At 60.6% G+C, this 24,741-nt stretch carries 20 protein-coding genes; 5 read left to right on the top strand and 15 right to left on the bottom strand.

Annotation, left to right across the window (positions count from 1 at the left end):
* Positions 1–37 precede the first annotated feature (37 nt).
* The gene (gene galE / locus ACVTFQ_RS27360; protein ID WP_112437120.1) at positions 38–1,021 is read right to left on the bottom strand and encodes a UDP-glucose 4-epimerase GalE; all 984 of its coding nucleotides are present in this window, start codon (positions 1,019–1,021) and stop codon (positions 38–40) included.
* Positions 1,022–1,152: 131 nt separating this feature from the next.
* Positions 1,153–1,491 (bottom strand): hypothetical protein, encoded by a 339-nt coding sequence (locus ACVTFQ_RS27355; protein WP_413392817.1) that lies wholly within the window; start codon positions 1,489–1,491, stop codon positions 1,153–1,155.
* A gap of 747 nt (positions 1,492–2,238) precedes the next feature.
* Between ACVTFQ_RS27355 and ACVTFQ_RS27350 the strand changes: the two genes are divergently transcribed.
* Together ACVTFQ_RS27350 and ACVTFQ_RS27345 are read left to right on the top strand one after the other, a co-directional pair.
* Positions 2,239–2,466, top strand: coding sequence for a hypothetical protein (locus tag ACVTFQ_RS27350; RefSeq protein WP_112437121.1), 228 nt, complete (start codon positions 2,239–2,241; stop codon positions 2,464–2,466).
* The gene (locus ACVTFQ_RS27345) at positions 2,421–2,795 is read left to right on the top strand and encodes a hypothetical protein (RefSeq protein ID WP_162718220.1); all 375 of its coding nucleotides are present in this window, start codon (positions 2,421–2,423) and stop codon (positions 2,793–2,795) included. Before ACVTFQ_RS27350 ends, ACVTFQ_RS27345 begins: the two co-directional genes overlap by 46 nt.
* A 109-nt stretch (positions 2,796–2,904) precedes the next feature.
* Here ACVTFQ_RS27345 and ACVTFQ_RS27340 read toward each other — a convergent pair whose 3' ends face one another.
* Positions 2,905–4,611: an adenylate/guanylate cyclase domain-containing protein gene (locus ACVTFQ_RS27340; protein WP_470424276.1), complete on the bottom strand. Its 1,707-nt coding sequence runs from the start codon at positions 4,609–4,611 to the stop codon at positions 2,905–2,907.
* Positions 4,612–5,342: 731 nt separating this feature from the next.
* Here ACVTFQ_RS27340 and ACVTFQ_RS27335 point away from each other — a divergent pair.
* Positions 5,343–6,917, top strand: coding sequence for a Re/Si-specific NAD(P)(+) transhydrogenase subunit alpha (locus ACVTFQ_RS27335; protein WP_470424616.1), 1,575 nt, complete (start codon positions 5,343–5,345; stop codon positions 6,915–6,917).
* A gap of 30 nt (positions 6,918–6,947) precedes the next feature.
* Complete coding sequence (locus tag ACVTFQ_RS27330) at positions 6,948–8,381, top strand: NAD(P)(+) transhydrogenase (Re/Si-specific) subunit beta (protein ID WP_470424275.1); 1,434 nt, start codon at positions 6,948–6,950, stop codon at positions 8,379–8,381.
* Between the two features lie 983 nt (positions 8,382–9,364).
* Here the strand turns inward: ACVTFQ_RS27330 and ACVTFQ_RS27325 are convergent.
* The 7 genes from ACVTFQ_RS27325 to ACVTFQ_RS27295 all read right to left on the bottom strand — a co-directional run bounded on the left by ACVTFQ_RS27325 (position 9,365) and on the right by ACVTFQ_RS27295 (position 17,477).
* Positions 9,365–10,141, bottom strand: coding sequence for an SDR family oxidoreductase (locus tag ACVTFQ_RS27325; RefSeq protein ID WP_470424274.1), 777 nt, complete (start codon positions 10,139–10,141; stop codon positions 9,365–9,367).
* Between the two features lie 14 nt (positions 10,142–10,155).
* A complete protein-coding gene (dgoD, locus tag ACVTFQ_RS27320; RefSeq protein WP_111564581.1) occupies positions 10,156–11,304 on the bottom strand; it encodes a galactonate dehydratase in 1,149 nt (382 codons plus the stop codon).
* Positions 11,305–11,317: 13 nt separating this feature from the next.
* A complete protein-coding gene (locus tag ACVTFQ_RS27315; RefSeq protein WP_470424273.1) occupies positions 11,318–12,946 on the bottom strand; it encodes a GMC family oxidoreductase in 1,629 nt (542 codons plus the stop codon).
* A 26-nt stretch (positions 12,947–12,972) separates the two neighbouring features.
* Positions 12,973–13,863 carry an aldose 1-epimerase gene (locus ACVTFQ_RS27310; RefSeq protein ID WP_470424272.1) on the bottom strand — a complete coding sequence of 297 codons (891 nt, stop codon included), beginning with the start codon at positions 13,861–13,863 and terminating at the stop codon, positions 12,973–12,975.
* 9 nt (positions 13,864–13,872) lie between these two features.
* Positions 13,873–14,880, bottom strand: a complete 1,008-nt coding sequence (locus ACVTFQ_RS27305; RefSeq protein WP_113200980.1) for an ABC transporter permease — start codon at positions 14,878–14,880, stop codon at positions 13,873–13,875.
* A 12-nt stretch (positions 14,881–14,892) separates the two neighbouring features.
* On the bottom strand, positions 14,893–16,419 hold the full coding sequence (locus tag ACVTFQ_RS27300; protein WP_470424271.1) for a sugar ABC transporter ATP-binding protein: 1,527 nt from the start codon (positions 16,417–16,419) through the stop codon (positions 14,893–14,895).
* Positions 16,420–16,496: 77 nt separating this feature from the next.
* The gene (locus ACVTFQ_RS27295; protein WP_111564576.1) at positions 16,497–17,477 is read right to left on the bottom strand and encodes a substrate-binding domain-containing protein; all 981 of its coding nucleotides are present in this window, start codon (positions 17,475–17,477) and stop codon (positions 16,497–16,499) included.
* A gap of 271 nt (positions 17,478–17,748) precedes the next feature.
* Here ACVTFQ_RS27295 and ACVTFQ_RS27290 point away from each other — a divergent pair, with 271 nt between their 5' ends.
* Positions 17,749–18,513 (top strand): FadR/GntR family transcriptional regulator, encoded by a 765-nt coding sequence (locus ACVTFQ_RS27290; RefSeq protein WP_111564575.1) that lies wholly within the window; start codon positions 17,749–17,751, stop codon positions 18,511–18,513.
* 255 nt (positions 18,514–18,768) lie between these two features.
* Here the strand turns inward: ACVTFQ_RS27290 and ACVTFQ_RS27285 are convergent, their stop codons facing one another.
* Genes ACVTFQ_RS27285 through ACVTFQ_RS27265 form a run of 5 tightly spaced genes read right to left on the bottom strand, consistent with a single transcriptional unit; the run spans position 18,769 to position 24,701 of the window.
* A complete protein-coding gene (locus tag ACVTFQ_RS27285) occupies positions 18,769–19,608 on the bottom strand; it encodes an HpcH/HpaI aldolase/citrate lyase family protein (protein ID WP_111564574.1) in 840 nt (279 codons plus the stop codon).
* Positions 19,605–20,057 (bottom strand): MaoC family dehydratase, encoded by a 453-nt coding sequence (locus ACVTFQ_RS27280; RefSeq protein ID WP_112437131.1) that lies wholly within the window; start codon positions 20,055–20,057, stop codon positions 19,605–19,607. The genes ACVTFQ_RS27285 and ACVTFQ_RS27280 overlap by 4 nt, the downstream gene beginning before the upstream one ends.
* On the bottom strand, positions 20,057–21,916 hold the full coding sequence (locus tag ACVTFQ_RS27275) for an acetyl/propionyl/methylcrotonyl-CoA carboxylase subunit alpha (protein ID WP_112980978.1): 1,860 nt from the start codon (positions 21,914–21,916) through the stop codon (positions 20,057–20,059). Before ACVTFQ_RS27275 ends, ACVTFQ_RS27280 begins: the two co-directional genes overlap by 1 nt.
* Before the next feature lie 26 nt (positions 21,917–21,942).
* Positions 21,943–23,538, bottom strand: coding sequence for a carboxyl transferase domain-containing protein (locus ACVTFQ_RS27270; protein WP_470424270.1), 1,596 nt, complete (start codon positions 23,536–23,538; stop codon positions 21,943–21,945).
* Positions 23,538–24,701, bottom strand: coding sequence for an isovaleryl-CoA dehydrogenase (locus ACVTFQ_RS27265; RefSeq protein WP_113177587.1), 1,164 nt, complete (start codon positions 24,699–24,701; stop codon positions 23,538–23,540). Before ACVTFQ_RS27265 ends, ACVTFQ_RS27270 begins: the two co-directional genes overlap by 1 nt.
* Positions 24,702–24,741: the final 40 nt, after the last annotated feature.

Below are 24,741 nucleotides of genomic sequence, written 5' to 3'. Positions count from 1 at the left end.
GCTTCTTCGATCGCTCTGGGAGCCGTGTCACAGCCAATCAGTGATGGTTGGATTTCGAATGCCAGTTCCAGGCCGAGCTGATGATCTGGGACAGATCATGCTGCGGCACCCAGCCGAGCACTTCGCGTGCCTTGTCGTTGTTGGCGACCAGCGTATGCGAATCGCCTTCGCGGCGACCGACATATTCGACGGGGAATGGCTTGGCGGAGACGTCTTCGATCGCGCCTAGCAGTTCCTTAACCGTCGTGCCGGTGCCGGTGCCGAGATTGAGCGCGACCGAGTCACCGCCGCGCAGCAGGTGCTCGACGGCGCGGACGTGTGCATCGGCAAGATCCAGCACGTGGATATAATCGCGCACGCAGGTTCCGTCGCGGGTCTCATAGTCGCTGCCGAACACCTTGAAGCCGTCGCGCCGTCCGAGTGCTGCGTCGATCGCGAGCGGGATGGCGTGGGTTTCCGGCTGATGCCACTCGCCGATACGACCTTCGAAATCGGCGCCGGCGGCGTTGAAATAGCGCAGCACGACCGAGCGAAAGCCGGTGTACTTGTCGTAGTCGGCAAGCGCCTGCTCGACGATGTATTTCGTCTGGCCGTAGGGGTTGATCGGCACCTGGCGGTGGGTTTCATCCAGCGGCACGCTCTGCGGCAGGCCATAGGTCGCGCATGTGGAGGAGAAAACGAAAGCCTTGATGCCAGCTGCCTGGGCCGCTGCCAACAAGGTGAGCGTGCCGATGACGTTGTTTTCGTAGAAGGTGACCGGGTCTTTTACGGATTCACCCACCTCGATCAGGGCCGCGAAGTGCAGGATGGCTGCGGGCTTGTGCTTGGCCAGAACCTCGTCGAGGCGCGCGCGGTCCCTGATATCGCCTTCTTCTGCCGGACCCCATTTGACGAACTCGCGGTGCCCGTTGGAGAAGTTGTCGTAAACGACGGGCTTGAAGCCCTTGTTGGCGAGATCGAGACATGTGTGGGAGCCGATATAGCCTGCACCACCAACGACCAGAACTGTTTCACCTGACATGCACCACCTTCTACAGTGCCACCATCACAGGGTAATGGCCACGTTCTTCTCATCTGGCAAGGGTCATCCGGGTGCCATCATCTCGAAAGCAAGCGCAACAAAGGCCGCACTTAAACACTTACCGCCCATCCTCAGGCATTCATCAAGCGGTCTTGAGCGGCGAGCTTCGCGTAACGGGGAACGTTGACGTTCTCGAAGGCAGTAAAAAGAAACAGTTTCAACGCAGTGACCTCTATTTCCATCGCAGCCGCCTGTGCTGGATCAGAAGCAGTCCATTGCCGCACGGTTGAGATCGACCTGCTCAGCGCGCCTGGAGAGGTAAGGTTGGCTGCGTCAAACTTCCCGCTATCCGTTACATACCAAACGAACAGGCGGATCGCGACATAGGCTGGATTGTAGTAACCCTCCGCGCAAATATTTTCATGCTCCTTGCGCAGCATAGCGGATGTTTCGCGTTTTAGTCCACGCATGTCCAACCCGAGCTCGCAAAGCTTATCGGCGACACTTTCCGACTGAGTTTCAGGCCTAAGCCTTGCGAGTATGGGTCTCATTTCCATACGCACAGCGTAACGCGAGATTGGCGAGTTGAGAACGGTGCTTACATAAGCAATTTGGCTAATGTAGTGCAGCAAAAATACAGACCGCGATCTTCTATCCAGATCTCGCGGAATTCGCATCGGACATACCGATCAAGTAGGGTTGATGTCTCTCGAAACCCGCTGGCCCTTGAGGCGCTTTGTTCTATTGAACTTTCCTGGACCCTTGGTCGGTGTCAACCACGATCCCGTGCTTTAGGGCTTCGTCCACAATTTCCTCGATCGCTTGCCTTACGCGGTAAACTGCGATGTCAAATCCAGGGCCTCCCCCTAGGGGCAATGTCACCGGCGACAATAAGTGTTAAAATCAACTGTGCAATACTGGATTCGTCATGAATATCGCCCTCATGTAATCGTAGAGACTGGCGGCAATACTCTTATGCTGCAATGCACAATACCAGAATGCGCTTGCGAAATTGCAGTGGCGATGTCTCCGAGGTCAGACTGCGATCCGTTCAAGCGGCCCCACAGTCCTCACTCCCATCACTGTACCGGATATGCGGACTCCTCGCTGTTGACTTTCACCGAGAAATGACCCGGCATTGCCGGGGATGCAGACCTAAAACTTCGATCACCGAGCGTTAGCGCAATCCTATTTTCCGGGGCCTCGAGGAGACCAACATGGTCCCATTCGGCGGCTTCCTTCCCACGGTTGAAGTGGATGCATCGACCGAGGTGCTGGCAACCTTCATTTCGGACTTCCCGATCTTTCCGCCGGAAACGTCTTGGGTGCGAGAACCAAAATCAAACACTCCGGCCATCACCATCAAAACCACGTCCAACGGCGGCAAGCCGCGGCCGACTTGGACCGTTGCTATGGGCGTGACGCCAATCCCGACCTCGCGCTGATCATTGCCAACGCAGTGAATTACGCGATCGGCGACGAACGAAAGGTGGCGCTGTCGGGTACCCACGGTGTCATCATTGCTGAGCTCTACCGTCAGGGAGGCCGCAAGATCCTTCACCTGAACAACAGGATTCTGCTCTCGAACGTCCCAGGAAGACAATATGACCTCGTTCCGATCGGTCCGGTCACTGTCCGCCTTCGCATCGAGAAGGCGTCCGCGAAGATCGACCTGCGTGTTCGTGGGAAGGCCGTGGAAGGAAAGACCGACGGTAACTACGTGACCTTCGTTGTCGACGCCATCCCCCACCATGAAGTTGTCGTGGTGGACTGACGAGGCTAGCCAAGCGATGGGGGCGGTGTGCTCCCATCGCTACCCCAGTCGGTCGGCAGTGGCTTTGCTTGCTGAAATACGCGATCCCACCCCCGACGATCTGGTGCGTTCACCTCTCCGGCAAGCCAGCTTTCCGGAAGCCATCGACGAAGTGGTCCCGCACATATGTGTCGCGCAGCGGCTGGGAGTTTAACCAGTGGTCGATCGTGAAATGAGGGTGGGCGATCAGGAACAATTCCGCTTCTCGGTGCGCTTCCTCATGGTCGCCCAACTGCGCAAGCGTAGCGGCCAGGAATTTGCGTGAGTTGGTGCGATATGTCTCCTCCCTGCGGAGTGTGGCTTTCGCCGCCTGATAGTCGTGCGCGGCGTATTGCGCCTGTCCAAGATGGCAAAGGTACCAGCAGGCTGGATAGGGATTAAGCCGCAGGGCCTTTTCGATCTGCGCCAAGCCGGCGGCAACCTTGCCATCCAGCACGGACATGTCCGACATGGCAGCCCAGGTGTCGGCGTGGTTGGGGTCCAACTCCAGGGCCTTTGCGAAGGCTGTCTCGGATTCCTCCCATCGCCGCTCATAAGCCATGATGGTCCCCAGAATGTAACGGCAGTCGGCATCGTTGGGATCCATGTCGACCGCTTCCTGCGCCAGCGTCACTGCCATCGCCCGGTTTGGATCTTCCGGCTCGCCGAAATGAGTCCAGGCAAGCCAACGATTATATGCGAGCAGACCGAGCGCCTCGGCATATGATGGTTCGAGCTGAACCGCGCGCTGGAGCAACATGTAAGCCTCGCGCTCGGTTTGCGGCGACTCTTCCGTCAGGAGGCGGGCGCGGACACACAGATCGTATGCCTCGACGTTCTTCGGACGATTGCGTTGCGCCGGAGCGGTCAGCCGGCCGACGAGGGCTTCGACGATCTTGGCATTGACTTCGTCCTGCAGCTCGAAAACATCTTCGACCGTCCTGTCAAACCGGTCGGCCCACAGGTGCTTGCCGCCAAGCGCGTCGAACAATTGCGCGTTGATGCGCACACGCCCCATCGTGCGTCTGGCGCTTCCCTCAAGCACGTAGCGGACGCCGAGTTCCTGGGCGACCAGCCGTACGTCGACCGCTTTGCCCTTGTAAACATAGGCGGAATTGCGCGCGATAACGAACAGGCCGGCCGTACGGGACAGGTCGGTGATCAAGTCTTCCGTCAAGCCGTCGACAAAATGAGCGTCAGCATCATCTCCGCTCATATTGGTGAACGGCAATACGGCGATCGAGGGCCCTTCGGGGAGTTGCAATATGCTCTGCAGCGCATCCGGCCAATGCCACACGTGGACCGGGCGGGTCAGGTTCTTCAGGTAGCGTTCGCCGGCATCGAAGAACCGCTCGTTGATTTTGCCGACGATTTCGCCGTGGACGCCGGCTGAAATGCAGATGCCTCCCGATGCGGCCTGCGTCTGAAGGCGCGCGGCGACGTTTACGCCGTCGCCGAGGATGTCCGAGCCGTCGCCGATGACATCTCCCACATTGACGCCTATGCGCAAAGGCAGGCGGCGGTCTCCAACCAGTTCAACAGCGGCAGTGGCCCGCTGTATCTCCAACGCCGCGGCGACCGCGTCCAACGCGCTTGCGAATTCGATGAAAAATCCGTCGCCCATGACCTTGAAAATGCGACCGTTGTGGCGCACCGCGGCCGGTTCGATAGCGCCGGAACGGAGTACCCTGAGGTTCTCCACCGTCGCGACTTCATCAGCCTCCATCAGGCGAGAATATCCCACCACATCGGCAACGACGATGGCGGCAAGGCGCCGCTGAAGAGATAGATCCGTCATCTGAGGACAAGCCTAACGACTGAGCTCGCAGGTTATTGTTCAGCCGTATGTGAGTCAACAACTCGTGAGAGGTGCAATGTCTACTGTCGGCATGAAGTCGCCATAGGGGCTCCCGCGCTTCCCATTGGCGCGTCCATGATCATTCATCCAAACATGCCGAATAAGCCTTCAACTTTCGAAGCTCGGTCGATATGAATCGAGTGGATGTCAGTCGAGGTCACCGACCTATGGCAAGTAGAAAATGAGTTGCTGCAGCTTTGATAACAAATCGGAAACAGGGTCGCTTCCGGATCGCGCGACTGAGGTCCAGCCCGCTACGTCTTCTCCACCATGCGATGTCAAGGAGATCCCAGGGGGTCGTGTTCACGTCGGGACAGCTAAGTTGCTTCTTACCTTTGTCGGCGAAGGGCCGCCACGCGTGAAAGCCCCAGACAGGTCTCCTGACATTTCACTCTCGATGGGGCCGAGACGCGGCCGAACCGCTGCGGCCTTGGGATTGCGATTGGTTTTGCGTGAGATGCCACGCTCTCGCTATCTTTTGTCGCACCTGCATCCAGTGGCAATTAAAATTAAAATCGATTAGCAGATTCATGAAACGACAGAAATGCCCGGATTCGCGATTTCCGGTACTGGACAGGTATTGACGTCTTTGGTTGATGAGCCTCGGCCATAAACGCCGTGCAATGAATAAGCGCGACCCGGTCGCCGTTAGGGGTACAATAAACATGACATTGAAAATTGGAGCCCCGAAGGAGCTTATAGCCGGCGAATCGCGGGTGGCGATGACACCGGACTCGGCGTTGCAACTGCAGAAGCTGGGTTATATCTGTCTGATCGAGGCTGGCGCCGGCTCTCTGGCCGGCTTTTCCGACAAAGCCTATCGCGCGGCGGGCGTGGAGGTTGTCGAAACAGCCGAGGCCCTGTTTGGACAAGCCGATATCATCGCCAAGGTGCGCCCTCCCGAACCGCGGGAACTGGAGCGCCTGCGTGCCGGTCAGACGCTGATTTCGTTCTTTTATCCGGGGCAAAACGCCACGCTGCTGGAGCAGGCCAAGGCAACCGGTGCCAACGTCATCGCCATGGACATGGTGCCGCGCATTTCGCGCGCGCAGAAGATGGACGCGCTTTCGTCGATGGCCAACATCGCCGGTTACCGCGCCGTCATCGAGGCGGGCAACAATTTCGGCCGCTTCTTCACCGGCCAGGTCACCGCCGCCGGCAAGGTTCCGCCGGCCAAGGTGCTGATCATCGGCGCCGGTGTCGCCGGACTTGCCGCGATCGGCACGGCTACTTCGCTCGGCGCCATCACCTACGCCTTCGACGTCCGCCCGGAAGTGGCCGAGCAGATCGAAAGCATGGGGGCCGAATTCGTGTTCCTCGACTTCAAGGGCGACAGCCAAGACGGCGCAGCGACCGGCGGTTATGCAGCACCGTCCTCGCCGGAGTTCCGCGAAAAGCAGCTGGAGAAGTTCCGCGAACTGGCGCCTCAGATCGACATCGTCATCACCACGGCGCTGATCCCGGGGCGCGATGCGCCAAAGCTGTGGCTGGCCGATATGGTCGCCGCCATGAAGCCGGGTTCCGTTATCGTCGACCTCGCCGCCGAGCGCGGTGGTAACTGTGAGCTTACCGTTGCCGACCAGCGTATCGTCTCTGACAACGGCGTCGTCATCATCGGCTACACGGATTTTCCGAGCCGCATGGCCGCGCAGGCATCGACGCTCTATTCGACCAATATCCGCCACATGATGACGGACCTGACGCCGGCGAAGGACGGTGTTGTCGTCCACAACATGGAAGACGACGTCATTCGTGGCTCGACCGTCGCCTTCGAGGGCAACGTGACTTATCCGCCGCCGCCGCCGAAGATCCAGGCGATCGCCGCGCAGAAGCGACAAGAAAAGGCCAAGGAGCTGACGCCCGAGGAAAAGCGGGCGAAAGAGACCGCGGCTTTCAAGGCGCAGACGAAGAGCCAGGGCTTCCTGCTTTTGATCGGCACCGCCCTGTTGTTGCTCGTCGGTGCCTATGCGCCGGCAAGCTTCATGAACCACTTCGTGGTCTTCATGCTGGCGTGCTTCATCGGCTTCCAGGTTATCTGGAACGTCTCTCACTCCCTGCATACGCCTCTGATGGCGGTGACCAATGCGATTTCCGGCATCGTCATCCTCGGTGCGTTGCTGCAGATCGCCTCCGGCAACTGGTTGGTCATTCTCCTTGCCGCTCTGTCGGTGCTGGTCGCGACGATCAACATCGTCGGCGGCTTCCTCGTCACGCGGCGTATGCTCGCCATGTTCCAGAAGTCCTGATCGGCCAAGGGATATCAAAGGGTTTTCAATATGACGATTGGTATCGTTTCGGCCGCCTATATCTCCGCGGCCGTGCTTTTCATCCTCTCGCTCGGCGGCCTTTCGGGCCAGGAAAGCGCCAAGCGCGCCGCTTGGTACGGCATTGTCGGCATGGCGCTCGCCATTGTCGCGACCATTTTCGGCCCTGGTGTCAGCAACTGGTTCATCATTCTCCCGATGATCCTGGCCGGCTCCATCGCAGGCTACTACGTGGCCAACCGCGTGCAGATGACCGAGATGCCGCAGCTCGTAGCGGCACTTCACTCCTTCGTCGGCCTCGCCGCCGTCTTCATCGGCTACAACGCCCACATCGAAGCATGGCGCGTTGCCGGCATGGATGAGGCGGCACGCGCTGCACTCGATGGCTTCGCCGGCATTCTCGCGCACAAGACCCCGGTCGAGCTCGCGATCATGAAGGTCGAGGTCTTCCTCGGCGTCTTCATCGGCGCGATCACCTTCACAGGCTCGGTCGTTGCCTTCGGCAAGCTGGCGGGCAAGGTCGACGGCAAGGCCAGGAAGCTGCCGGGCGGGCACTTCCTCAATGCCGCCGCAGCGATCCTGTCGCTGATCCTGCTCCTGATGTACGCCAACGATGCTGGTGTCTGGACGCTGATCCTGATGACGTTGCTCGCCTTCTTCATCGGCTACCACCTGATCATGGGCATCGGCGGCGCCGACATGCCGGTCGTGGTGTCGATGCTGAACAGCTATTCCGGCTGGGCGGCCGCCGCCATCGGCTTCACGCTCGGCAACGATCTCCTGATCGTCACCGGCGCGCTGGTCGGCTCCTCGGGCGCGATCCTGTCCTACATCATGTGCAAGGCGATGAACCGCTCGTTTGTCTCCGTCATCCTCGGCGGCTTCGGCGGCACCACGGGTCCTGCCATGGAAATCGAAGGCGAGCAGATCGCCATCGATGCCGAAGGCGTGGCGTCCGCGCTCAACGATGCCGACAGCGTCGTCATCGTGCCGGGCTACGGCATGGCGGTGGCGCAGGCGCAGCAGGCAGTCTCGGAGCTGACGCGCAAGCTGCGCGCCGCCGGCAAGACCGTGCGCTTCGCGATCCATCCCGTTGCCGGCCGTCTGCCCGGTCACATGAACGTGCTGCTTGCCGAAGCCAAGGTGCCTTATGACATCGTGCTCGAAATGGACGAGATCAACGACGACTTCCCCGAGACCGACGTCGTCATCGTCATCGGCTCGAACGACATCGTCAACCCGGCCGCGCAGGAAGATCCGAACTCGCCGATCGCGGGCATGCCGGTTCTCGAAGTCTGGAAGGCCAAGCAGGTCTTCGTCTCCAAGCGCGGACAGGGCACCGGTTATTCCGGCATTGAGAACCCGCTCTTCTACAAGGAGAACACACGCATGTTCTATGGGGACGCAAAGGCGAGCGTTGGAGCGCTGGTGCCTCTTCTCGCATAGTTAGGTGACGAGAGGCAGCCTACCGCGACTTCCAACACTGCGTGAATACACTATGCCGGGCGATCTAAAAGCGTCCGGCATTTTCCCGTCGGGTTGCGTTTTCGCGGACGTTTCTGGCGGCCCACGGCCGCCAGAACATCATTCTCAATGTACCGGTTTTGAAAATCCTGCGACAAACTTCCTACAGACCCGGCAAACCCCTGCGCCAACTCTAAAGTAACTACCGCTCACCGATAGTCCTCAAAGGGAGACGGATATGCGTGGAGAACTTTGGCAGGTGATCATTATGCGGCAGGTGCTCAACGAGTTCCGCGCTCAGCATGATCTGTCCGTCAAGGATCGCCCCGCGTCGAAGCGGCTGAATTGCTCATGCGGTTTGTGGCGGAAGGTGAGTTGGATCCCGACGAACCGCGGGCGCGTCTCGATGACGTGATGGTGGATCACCCTTTCGGCAAGCGGCCCCAGTCCGCAGCGCAAGACGGCGCCCGCGCCTAAAGCCTTTTCGCGTTCACAGTTATAAAATACCGAAGGGGGAGCGACCTGAAGGATGGCTCTGGTATCCGCGTTGAAATTCATTGATGGAAAATTCAGGCGTCAGCCTTCCGTCCGCTTTCCAGGCTATCAACGAGTTGTCATGGAATTGTGCCGGATAGTATGAACAGTGTAACGGGATTGTCTCAACTGGCTGTACGATGCGATCGTAATTCATTGCGTCCGCTGCCACTTTACCGCATCAACGCGCGGCCATGGAACGCGTGACGCTGTCGCGTCAGAGAGCGGGTGCTGACCGCGAAGGGTGGTCGGCGATGTCGTGCTGATCTGGCGCTTCAGACGTGAATAAGTAAGCCTGACGTTTTCATGATCGATCTGCTCGGACGAGACGCCTAAGATAGGCGCTCCGTCACTGTGCGCGGTTGCCGGATCAAGGCAGTGGCGGCGCATTCGTGCGGCCCGCTACTGCTATCTATACCACCAGGCAATGCCTATGGATGCTGTTGCACGCTCAGACCGCCATCGATGGTCAGGCAAGTCGCATTCATGAATGGGCATTCGTCCGAGATCATGAAGACCGCAGCCAGTGCGATCTCCTCGGGCGTCGCTATGCGCCCGCCCGGGTGCAGCTTCATCGTCTCGGCCTTGGCGGCGACGGGATCTGGGAAGCTGTCCCAGTAATCGATGACCTTCTGCGTCGCCACGTAGCCCGGTGCCAGGGCGTTTACCCTGACATTGTGGGCCGCATATTCGAGCCCGAGCGACTTTGTCATTCCGAGCAGTGCGTGCTTGGCCAGCGGATAGGGGAATGTGTGGGGTATGATGGTGAAGGCGTGGGTCGATGCGATGTTGAGGATGACGCCACCCCGCATCGCAATCATGTTAGGAAGCACAGCCTTGCAGCAATTCCAGGCACCCTTCAGGTTGATGTCGAAACACCGATCCCACTCCTGATCGGTGGTCCCCAAGGGATGCGAGAAGACGTTGACGCCGGCGTTGTTGACCAGGGCGTTTATCGCGCCGATTTCATCTGCTGCCTGCTTGACCGCGGCGGTGACAGCCGTTGCATCGGTGATATCGACCGAGCAGTAGCCCACCTTTCCGCCAAGCTGCTTGAGACGCTCGGCTTGTTCGGCCAGGAGCGCTGCATCCCTGTCGATCAGGAACAGCGAGGCATCCTGCCGGAGAAACTCCTTCGCGATAGCCAGGCCGATGCCCTGCGCCGCGCCGGTGACAAAGATTTTCTTTCCATTTAATCGACCGGACATATTCTCGCTCCAACCTACCATTCGGCAAAGCTGCCGTCGCCATGGCGCCACACTGGATTGCGCCAACGGTGGCCTTGCTTGGCCTTCTCGATAACGTATTCCTCGTTGACTTCCACCCCAAGCCCCGGCCCTTGAGGGATGCTGACGAAACCGTCCGCATAGTGGAACACCTCCTTGTTGGAGATGTAGTCCAGGATGTCGTTGCCCTTGTTGTAATGGATGCCGAGGCTCTGTTCCTGGATGAAGGCGTTGTAGCTGACAGCATCGACCTGCAGGCAGGCGGCAAGCGCGATCGGCCCGAGAGGGCAATGCGGGGCGAGCGCCACGTCATAGGCTTCCGCCATGGTGGCGATCTTGCGGCATTCGGTGATGCCACCGGCATGGCTGAGATCGGGTTGAAGGATATCCACATAGCCCTCGGCCAGGATGCGCTTGAAATCCCAGCGCGAGTACAGCCGTTCGCCGAGCGCGATGGGCGTCGAGGAGTGATTGGCGATTTCCTTCAGCGCCTCATGGTTCTCGGAAAGCACCGGTTCTTCAATGAAGAGCAGCTTGTAGGGCTCAAGCTCCTTGGCGAGCACCTTGGCCATCGGTCGATGAACGCGGCCGTGGAAATCGACGCCGATACCAACATGCGGTCCGATGGCCTCACGGATGGTCGCTATGGTCTCGACCGCCTTTTCCACCTTGTCATAGGTATCGACGATCTGCATCTCTTCGCAGCCATTGAGCTTGATGGCCTGGAACCCACGGGCCACCACCTCACGGGCGTTGTTGGCGACATCCGCGGGGCGATCACCACCGATCCAGGAATAGACCTTGATCCGGTCTCGCACCTGGCCTCCGAGCAGCGAGTGAACCGGCTGGCCGAGCGCTTTGCCTTTGATGTCCCAGAGTGCCTGGTCGATGCCGGAGATCGCGCTCATGTGGATTGCGCCGCCGCGGTAGAAGCCGCCGCGATACATGACATTCCAGTGGTCTTCGATCAGAAACGGGTCCTTGCCGATCAGGTAGTCCTCAAGCTCGTGCACGGCGGCCTGAACCGTGAGGGCGCGCCCCTCGACGATCGGCTCACCCCAACCGACAATCCCCTCGTCCGTTTCGATCTTCAGGAACAGCCAGCGCGGCGGAACGATGTAGCTGGTCAGCTTGGTAATCTTCATGGCGTGGGTCCGATCAAGCGAGAATGAGGTCGGCCGCCTTGGCGGCGGCGGCAAGGACAGCGGCGTTGGTGTTGCCGCTAACGATGGTCGGCATGAGCGAGGCGTCGATCACGCGCAGGCCGCGTGTTCCGTAGACGTTCAGGCTTGCATCCAAGACGGCCTCGGGATCGCTGTCGCGGCCCATTTTGCAGGTGCCGACAGGGTGGTAGCCGGTCTTTACGGTGCGTTTGCAGTGGGCGGCGACGGCCTCGTCGCTCGAGACATCAGGGCCAGGGAAAATTTCCTTGTCGATTAGATCACGCAGCGGCGAGGCTTGCAGGACCGTTCGAGCGAAGCGAAAGCTTGCCATCGTCAGCCGCAGGTCGTCGGGGTCGGAAAAGATCTGCGTATCGACAACCGGATCGGCAAATGGATCCGCCGACGAAAGCGTTACGGATCCGCGTGCCTTGGGGCGCAGCAGCAGCGAGTTGATGGTGACGCCGTCTCCCGGCTCCGTCCCCATCACGTCGCGATCTAGATAGACCGTAGGCACGCAGAACATCTGGATCGTCGGTCGGTCGTTGTTGCCGTCGGGGTCGTAGAAAGCGCAGGTCTCGACGCCGGTGGTGGAAACGGGGCCGGACTTGAACAGCAGATATTGCAGCCCTGCCTTGATCATCGGCCAACCCCGGTCGGCGCCGTAATATCCGAACGATCCGCGGGTCGTGGCGACGACCGGGCACTCATAGTGGTCCTGCAGGTTCTTGCCGACACCGGGGAGCGCAAGCCTCGTCTTTATTCCGTGCCTTGAAAGTTCATCTTCCGGTCCGATGCCTGAGATCATCATCAGCTTCGGTGTCTGATAAGCGCCGGCGGCCAGAATGACCTCGGCGCCGGCTGTCGCCGTTTTGCTGCTCCCGCCTTTCATGTAGTCGACGCCTGTCGCGCGGTCGCCTTCCATGCGAATGGCGGTTACGGTCGCACCGGTCTCGATCGTCAGCAACGGATTGTCCATCACCGGCTTCAGGAAGGCATCGACCGCGCTCGAACGCTTGCGCGTCGCCCAATCGATCGTGTGTTGCATGAAGCCGACGCCGAACTGATGCTCGCCGTTGAAATCCGGGTTGTAGGGAATGCCCATGCCCTGCAGCGTTTTCACATAGGTGCGCGTCATCGGGCTTGTATGGCCCAGATGCGATATTTTCAGCGGACCGCCGAAGCCATGATACGCACCCGCCAGATGATCGTTGTCCTCCTGGCCTTTGAAGTAGCCAAGCATGTCCTGATAGGACCAGGCGCCATCGTTATTGGCACCGGCCGGTGTCACGAGCTCGTTCCAATGATCGAAATCCGCTGCCTGGCCGCGCATGTAAACCATGGCGTTGACCGTGCTGCCGCCGCCGAGAACGCGACCCTGCGGTACGATCGGACCACGATCGCCCAACTGTGGTTGCGGTTTGGTCTTGTGCATGGCGAGGTACGTATCCTTCGCCAGGAATTTCATGTATCCGGCGGGGAAATTCATGATTGGGTTGGGTTTGGCGGGGCCGCGCTCGAGGATGAGCACGCGCGCCTTGCCATCGGCCACAAGTCTCGCGGCAACGACGCAGGCGGAACTGCCTCCGCCAACAATGATGTAGTCGAACTGACCAGTACCGGGCATGCGATTCTCCAGCTATGCGCGACGTATTAAATAGCTTGTGGCCGAAGGCGAATGGATCCCGAGAGCGTCTCGCCGGGTTCCAGCCGCCTGAGATCACCGAGACCGGGAAGATTATGCCCGTTCGCCAGATGCGACATTGGCTCGAAGCAGAAATAATCCCGCTTGAATGAAGGATCGAACGCCGTATCGGAAACGAAGACGAAGGCGTGCTTGAACACGGGGTCCGCCGTCAGATGAAGAGCGGTGTGGCGCTCTGGCCATGATACGATCGCCTCGCCGCACCAGTCCTCGAATCCGTTGTTTACCCACCGATGTGGAAGTTCGGACGGCCTGCTGAAATCGAGGTCCTCGGGAATGTTTGTCGCCTCTCCAGGCAGCCAGCCCTCGACCTCGGTCCAGAACTTCGAAGCTGGGGCGAAGAGCGTTGTCTCAGCTGTCATCGGAAAGTATGGATGCCAGCCGATGCCGAACGGCAAGGCCAATTCTCCGCGGTTCTCCACGGCCAATGTCAAAACCAGTGCGCCATCCTTCAACGCGAAGGACTGCGTCGCATGATATGCATAGGGCGTATGGCCAGCTCGGTGCGTGAAGCCGAGCTCGAGGTGATCATCGCCCTGGCCATCGATCGCCCATTCCGACTGCCATCCCTCGCCATGGAGGTAATGCTCATCCCATGGGGTGTTTGGCGTGAATTGATACCCCCTACCCTCGTACACGAAGCGGTTTTGCCGAACGCGATTTCCGAAGGGCACCAGGGGATAGCATCCTGATGATAGCGCGTCGGCATCATCAGACCGAGCCGGACGCAACAGCGGCACCTTGCCCATGTCACTGTCTTGCCAGAAGCCGAGGACAAGGCCGCCCGTCGTCGATACCTTCAGTGACAGCGAGCCTGACGTCAGTTCAATTGCGGACATGATATGCGCTCAGCCCTTGTTTCGCGACATGCTGCGCTTGATCGCCTGGATGTTTGCCAGCACGGCGATGACGATAATGAGACCACGCACGACCTGCTGGAAGAACGGGTTGATACCGAGCAGCACGAGGCCATTCCCGATCAGTGTGATGACGAGCACACCAAGAAGCGTTCCCAGCATGGACCCGCGGCCGCCGGACAGCGATGTGCCGCCGACCACTACCGCCGCGATCACGTCGAATTCCAAGCCGGTGGCAGCCGTTGCATTGCCCGATCCGAGACGCGAGACGAGCAGGATGCCGGAGATTGCCGCCATGGCGCCGGCAATGGCAAATAACGCGACCCGAATTTTCGATACGCTGATGCCGCTCAGGAACGCGGCATGCGCATTGCCGCCGATCGCGAATACCGACCGACCGAAGGCTGTCTTTCTGCTGATGAACGCGAAGGCCGCAAACAGCACCAGCATGATGATTGCCGCCGGCGGCACGCCGAACAGCGAGCGATCAAGCGCGTCCAGCATGTCGTTGCGACCGATGGAGACAGGCAGCGCATCCGTGACGAACAGGGCCGTACCGCGCAGCGCGCTCCACAGGCCGAGTGTGGCAACGAAGGATGGAACGTCGCAATAGGCGCGCAGCGCGCCTGCGATGGATCCCAGCAAAGCACCGACCACGATCGCAAGCGCAAAGGCCAGCGGTGTCGGAGCACCCCACTGCAGGAAGAAAGCCAATACGACGGAAATGAACGCCACCATCGGTCCGACGCTGACGTCAATTTCGCCGGCGATGATGATCAGCGTGGCCGCCCAGGCAGCGATCCCGATCGTGGCGGCATCGCGCAGGATGTTGATCTGGTTGTTGAACGACAGGAAGCCGTTCGCGGACGAGGTAAACACGACGTAGAGAACGATAATGGCGACGAAGAGGCTCAACTCGTTCATGTGTTGCGACAGACCAAAGCCCGACTTGCTGGATTTTGATCTTGAGGACGGCTTGGCCGTCTGTTCGAGTGACATCTGGTGCCTCCCTCAATGTCCGCTGATGCAGGCGGCCATCACGGCATCCTGATCGATGTTGGGTGATATGAACTCGTCTTGCAGCGTGCCGTCTCTGAGGACGAGGACGCGATCGCAAACAAGCGGAAGTTCCTCGATTTCGCTGGAGACAAAGATCACGCTCCGGCCCTCGGCCGCGAGTTGACGGATGATTGCATAGATTTGCGCCTTGGCCTCGACATCGACGCCACGCGTGGGTTCGTCGAGAAGTAGGATACGGCTGTTGGCATAGACCCAGCGACCGATGACGACCTTCTGCTGGTTGCCTCCGGAGAGCGTGCCGATCGGCGTGTCGGTGCGCGCTGCCTTGATATGCAGCCGATCGATCACGCGCCGTGTTGCTTCCGCCATCATCCGGCTCGACAGGACACCTGTCTTGCTGACACCGGAGAAGTTGGTCGAGAGCGTATTCTCATCGACACCCAGCAACGGGACGATGCCTTCTTCCTTGCGGCTCTCCGGTGTGTAGCCGAAGCCACGGCGCAGCATCTCCTTGTAGCGGCCAGGCTTCACGGTCGCGCCATCGACAAGCAACTGACCGGCATCAAAACGGCGCACACCGGCGATCGACTGCAGCAGCTCCGTTCGCCCGGAGCCCAGAAGGCCGGCAATGCCGAGCACCTCGCCTTTCCTGAGTGCGAAGGAAACGGAGTTCAGCTTAGGCGCAAGCGCCAGATCCCGCACCTCGAGGACGACCTTGTCACTGCCGGTGTTTTCAAGAGCGGCCGTCCGCGAAGCTTCCGATCCCAGCATCAGCCGAACGATCTCGCGCGTGTCGGCGCCCTTGACGTCAACCGTGTCGATGATGCGCCCGTCACGCATCACGGTCGCCGAATGCGCGATCTGGCGGATCTCGTTCATGCGGTGGCTAACATAGATCACGGCTATGCCCTCGGAAGCGATGCGCGTCACCGCGGCCATCACTTTTTCCGCTTCGGCCGCTGCAAGCGAGCTTGTCGGCTCGTCCAGAATGACGATCGTCGGCTTGCCGACGAGAACACGGGCAATCTCCAGAAGCTGCCGTTCGGCGGGGCTGAGGCCAGCAACCAGCCTGTTGGGAGGCAGGTCGAGGCCCAGCCGTCCCATCGCTTCGGCTGCCGCGGCTTCCATCTCCGCATATTGGATAACGCCGCCCTTGCGCGGCCAGCGGCCGAGGAACAGGTTCTCGGCAAGCGTCATTCCTGGTACCAGGCTGAGTTCCTGATAGACAACCCGAACACCCTTTTCGAATGACTCCTGAGCGCGCCCCGATCCGGCATGCGACAGTTCCGCGCCGTTGATCGAAACCGATCCGCTGTCCGGGATTTCGGCACCGGTCAGCATGCGGATGAGCGTCGATTTTCCGGCGCCGTTTTTTCCGAGCAGCGCCCGGACTTCACCGGCCGCCACCTGGAACGTGGCGTTGTCGAGCGCAAGCACGCCAGGGTAGCGACGCGTACAGCCGATGACGGATGCAACGATGGGCGATGACGCTGGCTGAAGATTGGTGGCTTGTGTCATAGGTCTTTCCACTCATGGAGCGATGCCGCCGGTGGGCCGGCGGCCTCTTTCTTCAAGGCAAGCGAGAGGATCCGCGATCAGGGGATGCCGTCCGCGTGTGCCTTCAGCCAAGCCTTTCCGTCGTCGGAAGACTTGTAGAGGTCGATGTCGTAGGCAACCTTGATGTCGGCCGGAGCCTGCCCGTCAATGGACTTGATCGCCTGGGCCAGAGCCAACTTGCCCAACCCCTGGCCGGAGATGTCGACCACGGCCTTGATGACCGTGAAGTCTGAAAGTTCCTGTGCGATTTCAGTGGTCATGTCGCCGCCGAAGACAACAACCTTGCCGGTCTTGCCCTGACTCTTGACCGCGCGAGCGGCGCCGAGCGTGGCGCCACCGGCCTCGCCGAAGAACGCATCGATATCCGGGTTGGAGGAAAGCATGGTGCTGGCGACGGATACCGCCTTGTCCAGAACGGCACCTTCCTGGTTCGCGACGATCTGGGCGCCGGGAACCTTGGCTTTCAGGGCATCTTCAAAGCCCTTGCGGCGCGTGACGCACACTTCGACAAATTCACAATTGAGGACCGCGATCTTCGGCGCATCCTTTTTCTCGGCGATGAAGTAATCGGCCGCTGCCTCGCCGAGCTTGTGTCCAAAGTCGTAGGGGTCTCCGACGGCATAGGCGGAGATATATTCCTTCATGTCGGCGTCGTTGAGGCAGGTATTATAGCAGACCACCGGGATGCCGGCGTCATGCGCGCGGCGGATCGCGCGGTAGGAGCCGTCGGCGGAAACGGGCGAGACGATGATCGCTTGAACGCCGGCGGAGATCAGTGAATCGATGAACGACGATTCCTTGCTGACATCGCCCTGCGCATTGGTTTCCACCACGTCCAGTTTGCGCCCGGCGTCGTTGGCGCCAGTCTGGATACCCTTGCGGACGCCGGCATAGAAGCCCTGGGCATCCATGTAGATCGCGCCGACCTTCAGGTCCTTGTCCTGCGCGAAGGCAGGGGCTGCGCTTGAGGCAGCAAGGGCGCTAATCGCCGCCAATGCGACGCGGCTGAAACGTTTCATTTTTTCCTCCCAAAAAATTGACCACCGGCGAAGGCCAAGGCTCATCTGCCGCCCTCTCCACGACGACTGGAAACTATTCATCATCGTACAAATGTCAATATAAATACGATTTATTTTCGGAATTTTGCCTGAGTGTGACGCCGGATCGCCGAAAAGGCCCGAGTTCCATCAAATTTGTGGATAATAAATCGTATTTATTTGACGATTTATCGGTGATTGACTACTGCTGCGTGTTGCGGGCATTTGCAGAAGATGAATCGGGAGGACACGAGTGGCAGGCGCAAGAACGGCACGCAATCTGACGGAAGACGGCGACCCAATAGCAGCACGCGGAAAGCGCAGTGTCCGCGAGGCACTTCTGCATCACTTCGTCGAGAAGATCGTTTCCGGCGAGATGGCGGAGGGCTCCACCTTGCCCAACGAGGCTGAGCTTACCGAGCGATTTGGCGTCAGCCGTACGAGCTTGCGCGAGGCGATGCAGTATTTGTCCGCGCTCGGGCTTGTGCGGTCGCGTACGCGGGCGGGAACGACGGTGCTGCCACGCGAGAACTGGAACTATCTCGATCCGCTGGTTCTGGATGTGCTGCTGTCCATCGGCACCGACGAGAACTTCTACATGTCACTGATCGACGCCCGCCAGTTGCTTGAGCCCGCGGCCGCCGCGCATGCGGCCGCGAATGCAACCGCACGCCAACTCTACCAGATCTCCAAGGCCTTCGAGGACATGGTCGAGGCCAATTCACGTGACAACGAGGCCTGGAGTCGCGCCGACCTCGAGTTCCATACGGCCATTATCGATGCGAGCGGCAACTGGGTCTATCGCCAGTTCGCCAGCGCAATCCGCGCCGCGCTTCTGGCGAGCTTCCGTCTGACGAACCGCGCCAGCCAGTCACACGAGCAGGCGATCCTGAAGCACCAGGACGTGCTTGAAGCAATCAGAATGCGCAGGCCGGAGGCCGCTCGGCACGCGATGGAGCAGCTGATCGGTGTCGCCCGAAGCGAGATCACCGATGCGCTTCGCAAGGTTCGCGTGTGACTACAAGGCTGTTGTCGCGGAGGCTTCATTATTCCGGCCGGTGACGTCTCATTGATCTGACCGCGCTATCGCTCATGTCCAGCAGTGGCGACACGATTGGCAACCCCGCTTCGGCAAGCGACCGGTTGGCAACGACCGGATGCTGAGCTGAAAGGATGAGCGTCGTCCCCTCACCGTTCCGCGGGAATGTCAACGCGGCGGCCTGGCGGCGTCGGATAGCCACTCGAAACTGACAGCCGCTTCGTTCGCAAGCATTCACGCTGGTTCCGTCGCAAGTTCCAGTATGCGCCGCGCCTGCCGCAGGTGCGGTGCATCGATCATCCGGCCATCGAGTTGAAGCACGCCTTTTCCCGGATTCGCTTCGAATGCCGCGACGATGGCTCGGGCCTTTTCGACGTCGGCCCGCGTCGGCGAGAAGGCCTCGTTGATAACGGGGATCTGAGAGGGATGAATTGCCATCATCCCGGTAAAGCCATCGCAGCGCGCCCGGTGCGCGTAGCGCCGCAGGCCCTCTAGGTCGCCGAGTGCCGGGTAGATGGTCTCGATGGCAGCGGCGCCGGCGGCGTGACCGGCAAACAATGTCAGGGAGCGCAGCATTTCATAGGGATGGGTATAGCTGCCATCCTCATTTCGCGACCGTGTCGCACCGATCGCCGCTGGCAGATCTTCCGCCCCCCAGGTCAATCCCAGGATCAGGTGACGAACGGCCGCATAGCTTCCGAGCTGGAAGATTGCCGCGGGCGTCTCCGTCGCGATCGGCATGATCGGCACACCGGGGGCGAGCGCCGCCAAGACCTCGACACTTGTGCTGCCCTCGGCCTTCGGCAAGACAAGCGCGTCGGGCCGGGCATCGAGAATGGTCGCGAGATCCTGCTCCAGAAGGCCACTCCCCAGTGAGTTCACCCGCACAAAGAGCTTGGTCCGCCGTTCGGCCGATCGCAGGAACGTCGCGACAGCCTCTCTTGCCGCGAGTTTCTCGACAAGCGCAACGGCATCTTCCAGATCGAGAATGAGGGCATCGGCGGAAAGCGCGAGCGCCTTCCACATGCGATCCGGACGATCTCCTGGCACAAAGAGCAGTGAGCGCAACCTCATGTCGGTCTCCTTTGCACCAGTGCGGTGCGCAGGCATCTGCAAACCACTTCGCCGCGCTGATTGATCAACTCGTGCTGGAAGGTAACGATGCCGGCCGTCGGCCTAGATCGGCTGTCCCTCAGATCGGCGATTTCGGTTTCGGCGCGCATCGTATCACCGATGAAAACGGGTTTCGGCATCACGAGCTTATCATAACCCAAATTCGCAACCAGCGTCCCCAGGGTCGTATCACCGACCGAAAGACCGATCATCAGCGCGAAGGTGAAGGTGCCGTTGACCAGTATCTGGCCGAATTCGCTGGCCTTGGCCGCTTCCGCATCGATGTGCAGCGGCTGCGGATTGTGGGTCATGGTGGAAAAGAGGAGATTGTCTGTCTCGGTGACCGTGCGACGTATCTCGTGCGCAATTCTGTCGCCGATGGTCCAGTCCTCGAAATGACGCCCGGCCATCACTGGTCTCCTTCCAGCTGCATGAGGACACTGCCTTCGACGACCTGGGCGTCGGCAAGGACCTTCATCTCCGAAACGGCGCCATCGAAGGGCGCGCTCAGCGTCTGCTCCATCTTCATTGCCTCGATGACGACGAGGGGCTGCCCTCTGGTCACCCGATCTCCCTTGTCGACCATCAACGCGATCACCCTGCCCGGCATCGGCGCAACAATCGCGCCATCGGAATGGCCGGCGCTCCCTCCGGCATGACCGGCGCGTGGCGGCCCGAAAGCCCAGGCTTCGCCGTCCAGAAACAGCACGCCGGCGTGGGTCACGGCCGGCTCGCCACCATCATCGCGCAGTTCCACCCAATATGCCGCGCCGCCGACCTCGACGCCGATTTCCCGCGACGCCGGCGCGTTCATCCGCAAGCCGCTTACCATCGTCCATATATCGCCGCCCAATTTCGGCAGGATCGCCCGTGCCGCCGCTTGCAGCACGCGCCCGCTGGGTTCGGTCGGCGGGATGAGATCGGTCGCGTGTCTTTCGATGAAGCCGGTATCGACCGTGCCGGCCTTAAAATCGGGATGATCAAGCGTGCGCGCGAGGAAGGCTGCGTTGGTGCGCACGGGCCAGACCTCCACGGAACCGGCCGCCCGGGCCAATCGCCGCGCCGCGTCCTGTCGCGTCGCGCCGTGGCTGATCAGCTTGGCGATCATCGGATCGTAATAGGAGCTGATCTCATTGCCTTCCTCGACACCGCTATCGACCCTTATGCCATCGGGAAACCGCAAATGGCTCAGCCGCCCGGTCGACGGCAGAAAGCCGGTGGACGGATTTTCGGCATAGAGCCTCGCTTCCATCGCCCATCCGTTGATCGATAATTGCTCCTGGCGCAGAGGCAGCGGCTCGCCGGATGCCACCAGGATTTGCCATTCCACCAAATCCTGGCCGGTGATGGCCTCGGTCACAGGATGTTCGACCTGCAGCCGGGTATTCATCTCCATGAACCATATGCGATCGGCGCGAAGTCCGTCGGACGAATCCGCGATGAACTCGATCGTTCCCGCGCCGACATAATCGACCGCGCGCGCTGCCTGGACCGCGGCCTTGCAGACAGCCTCTCGCGTCGACGCATCCATGCCCGGCGCCGGCGCTTCCTCGATGACCTTTTGGTGGCGTCGCTGAAGCGAGCAATCGCGCTCGAACAGGTGAACGACGCTTCCGTGTGTGTCGCCAAAGATCTGGACCTCGATGTGCCGGGGCGAGAGGATGTATTTCTCGAGCAGCACCCGGTCATCGCTGAAGGCGGCAACGGCTTCACGCCGGCAGCTGGCAAGCGCCGCTGGAAATTCCGCTGCGCTATCGACCCGACGCATCCCCTTGCCGCCGCCACCGGCGACAGCCTTGATGAGGACAGGATAGCCGATCGCTTCCGCCTCGCGCCGCAGTCGTTCGTCCGTTTGGTCCTCGCCGAGATAGCCTGGCGTGACCGGGACGCCCGCCGCGATCATCCGCTTCTTGGCTGCATCCTTCAGGCCCATGGCCCGGATCGAAGCCGCCGGCGCGCCGACCCAGATCAGACCGGAGGCCGTGACCCGCTCTGCGAACTCGGCATTTTCCGACAGAAAGCCGTATCCCGGATGGATCGCCTTCGCGCCAGTCCTGATGGCGGCCTCGATGATCCTGTCGGCATTGAGATAGCTCTCCTTGGCCGACGCCGGGCCGATGCATACCGCCTCGTCCGCCTCGCGAACGAAGGGCATGTCGCCATCGATCTCGGAGTGCACGGCGATCGTGCGGATCCCGAGCCGTTTCGCCGTTTTTATGATCCTCCTCGCGATCTCGCCGCGATTGGCGATCAGCAGGCTGTCTATCACGGTCTCTCCTCTCCCTGCCTTCGCGACTACATGCGAAACAGACCGAACTGGGCGCGCTCTGGTATCGGCGCATTCAGCGTCGCCGCGAAGGCCAGGCCGAGCACGTCGCGTGTCTGAGCGGGGTCGATGATGCCGTCGTCCCACAGCCGCGCGGTTGCGTAGTAGGGGTTGCCCTCGTCCTCGTACTTCCGCCGGATCGGCACCTTGAAGGCTTCGGCCTCATCGGCGCTCCAGCTCTCGGCATCGCGATGCACGGTCGCCAGAACCGAGGCCGCCTGCTCACCGCCCATGACGGAAATGCGCGCATTCGGCCAAGTAAACAGAAAGCGCGGCTGATAGGCTCGGCCGCACATGCCGTAATTGCCCGCGCCGAAGCTGCCGCCGATCAGCACCGTTACCTTCGGCACCGATGCCGTTGCCACCGCTGTCACCAGTTTCGCGCCGTTCTTGGCAATCCCCTCGGCTTCATATTTTCCGCCGACCATGAAGCCGGAGATGTTTTGCAGGAAGAGCAGCGGGATGCGCCGCTGGCAAGCAAGCTGGATGAAATGGGCGCCCTTCAGCGCACTCTCGGAGAAGAGCACGCCATTATTGGCGAGAATGGCGACCGGGATACCCCAGATACGCGCGAAACCGCAGACCAGCGTGGTGCCATAGAGCGCCTTGAACTCCTGCAACTCCGATCCGTCGACGATACGGGCGATGACCTCACGGACGTCGTATGGCGTGCGCACGTCTCGCGGAACAATGCCATAAAGCTCCTCCGGATCGAGCTTAGGCGGCTGTGGCTCGGCCACCTCGATATCCACCCGCTTCGGCCGATTGAGCGTGGCGACGATGTCGCGGACGATCAGGAGCGCGTGCTCGTCGTTTTCGGCGACATGGTCGACGACGCCGGATTTCCGGCCGTGCGTATCGGCACCGCCGAGTTCTTCGGCGGATATGATCTCACCCGTCGCCGCCTTCACCAGCGGCGGGCCGGCGAGAAAGATCGTTCCCTGGTTGCGCACGATGACGGTTTCATCGGACATCGCGGGTACGTAAGCCCCACCCGCCGTGCAGCTCCCCATGACGCAGGCGATCTGGGCGATGCCCGCCGCCGACATCCGCGCCTGATTGTAGAAGATGCGCCCGAAATGATCGCGATCTGGAAAGACCTCGGCCTGATGCGGCAGATTGGCTCCGCCCGAGTCGACCAGATAGATGCAGGGCAGTCGGTTTTCCCAGGCGATCTCCTGCGCCCGCAGATGCTTCTTCACCGTCATCGGAAAATAGGCGCCGCCCTTCACCGTCGGGTCGTGCGCCACGATCATGCATTCGACGCCCGAGACACGCCCGATGCCGGCGATCATGCCCGCGCCGGGCGCCTCGTCGTCATACATGCCATTGGCGACAAGCTGTCCGATCTCGAGAAACGGCGAGCCGGGGTCGAGAAGGCGCTGGACGCGGTCGCGCGGGAGAAGCTTGCCGCGCTCGACATGCCGCTCGCGATGCTTTTCGGAACCACCTCGGGCTGCCTGCGCCACCTTGGATCGAAGTGTCTCCACCAGAGCAAGATTATGCGCATGATTGGCGGCGAAGGTTTTCGAGCTGGAATCGAGCATGGTCTGCAGTTCCGGCATCAGCCCCTCCCCTCAGCACCTATGACTTCGCGCCCGATCAGCATGCGGCGCACCTCGTTGGTACCGGCGCCGATGTCGAGCAATTTCGAATCCCGCCAATACCGCTCCACCGGCCAGTCTTTCGTATATCCCGCGCCGCCCAGAGCCTGGATCGCCTGCTCGGCCACTTTGACCGCACTCTCCGACGCATAAAGAATGGCCCCGGCTGCATCATGCCGCGTCGTCTTGCCGGCATCGCAGGCTCGTGCCACTGCGTAAACGTAGGCGCGGGCGGAATTCAGTGCCACGACCATGTCCGCCACCTTCGCCTGGATCAGCTGGAAACTCCCGATCGGGGCTCCGAACTGCTTGCGCTCCATGATATAAGGAAGCACCACATCCACACAGGCCTGCATGATGCCGAGCTGAATACCTGAGAGCACGACGCGCTCGTAGTCGAGCCCGGACATCAGCACTTTAACGCCGCCATTCAGCGGGCCCATGATGTTTTCTTCCGGAACGAAGCAGTCGTCGAAAACCAGTTCCGCGGTCGGTGAGCCCCGCATGCCGACCTTGTTGATCTTCTGCCCGATCGAGAAACCCTCAAAACCCTTTTCGACCAGGAAAGCACTAATGCCCTTCGAGCCACCATCGGGAACGGTCTTGGCATAAACGACCAGCGTATGGGCATAAGGCGCGTTGGTGATCCAGAATTTGGTGCCGTTCAGGCGGTAACCGCCATCGACCCTATCGGCGCGCAGGCGCATCGAGACCACGTCCGAACCGGCGCCCGCTTCCGACATGGCAAGGCTGCCGACATGCGCGCCAGATATCAGAAAGGGAAGGTATCGCTGCTTTTGTTCGGCGGTTCCCCATCGCGAAATCTGGTTGATGCAGAGATTGGAGTGCGCGCCATAGGACAGGCCGACCGATGCCGAGGCGCGGCTGATTTCCTCGCACGCAATAACGTGTTCGAGATAGCCAAGCCCAAGGCCGCCATGCTCTTCGGGCACTGTAATGCCGTGAAGGCCAAGTGCGCCCATCTCGGGCCAGATTTCGACCGGGAACAAGTCTTCCTCGTCAATCCTCGCGGCAAGCGGGGCAATACGCTCTGTCGCAAACCGATGCGTCGTCTCACGGATAGCCTCCGCCATTTCGGATAACCCGAAATCCAACTCCAGCATGTCGCCAGTCCTCCCAGACCGCGATCATGCTACCGCGACG

Source organism: Rhizobium sp. O111 (assembly GCF_055616315.1).
Note: the sequence above shows the minus strand (reverse complement) of the source record. Positions and strands in the feature narration are given on the sequence as shown.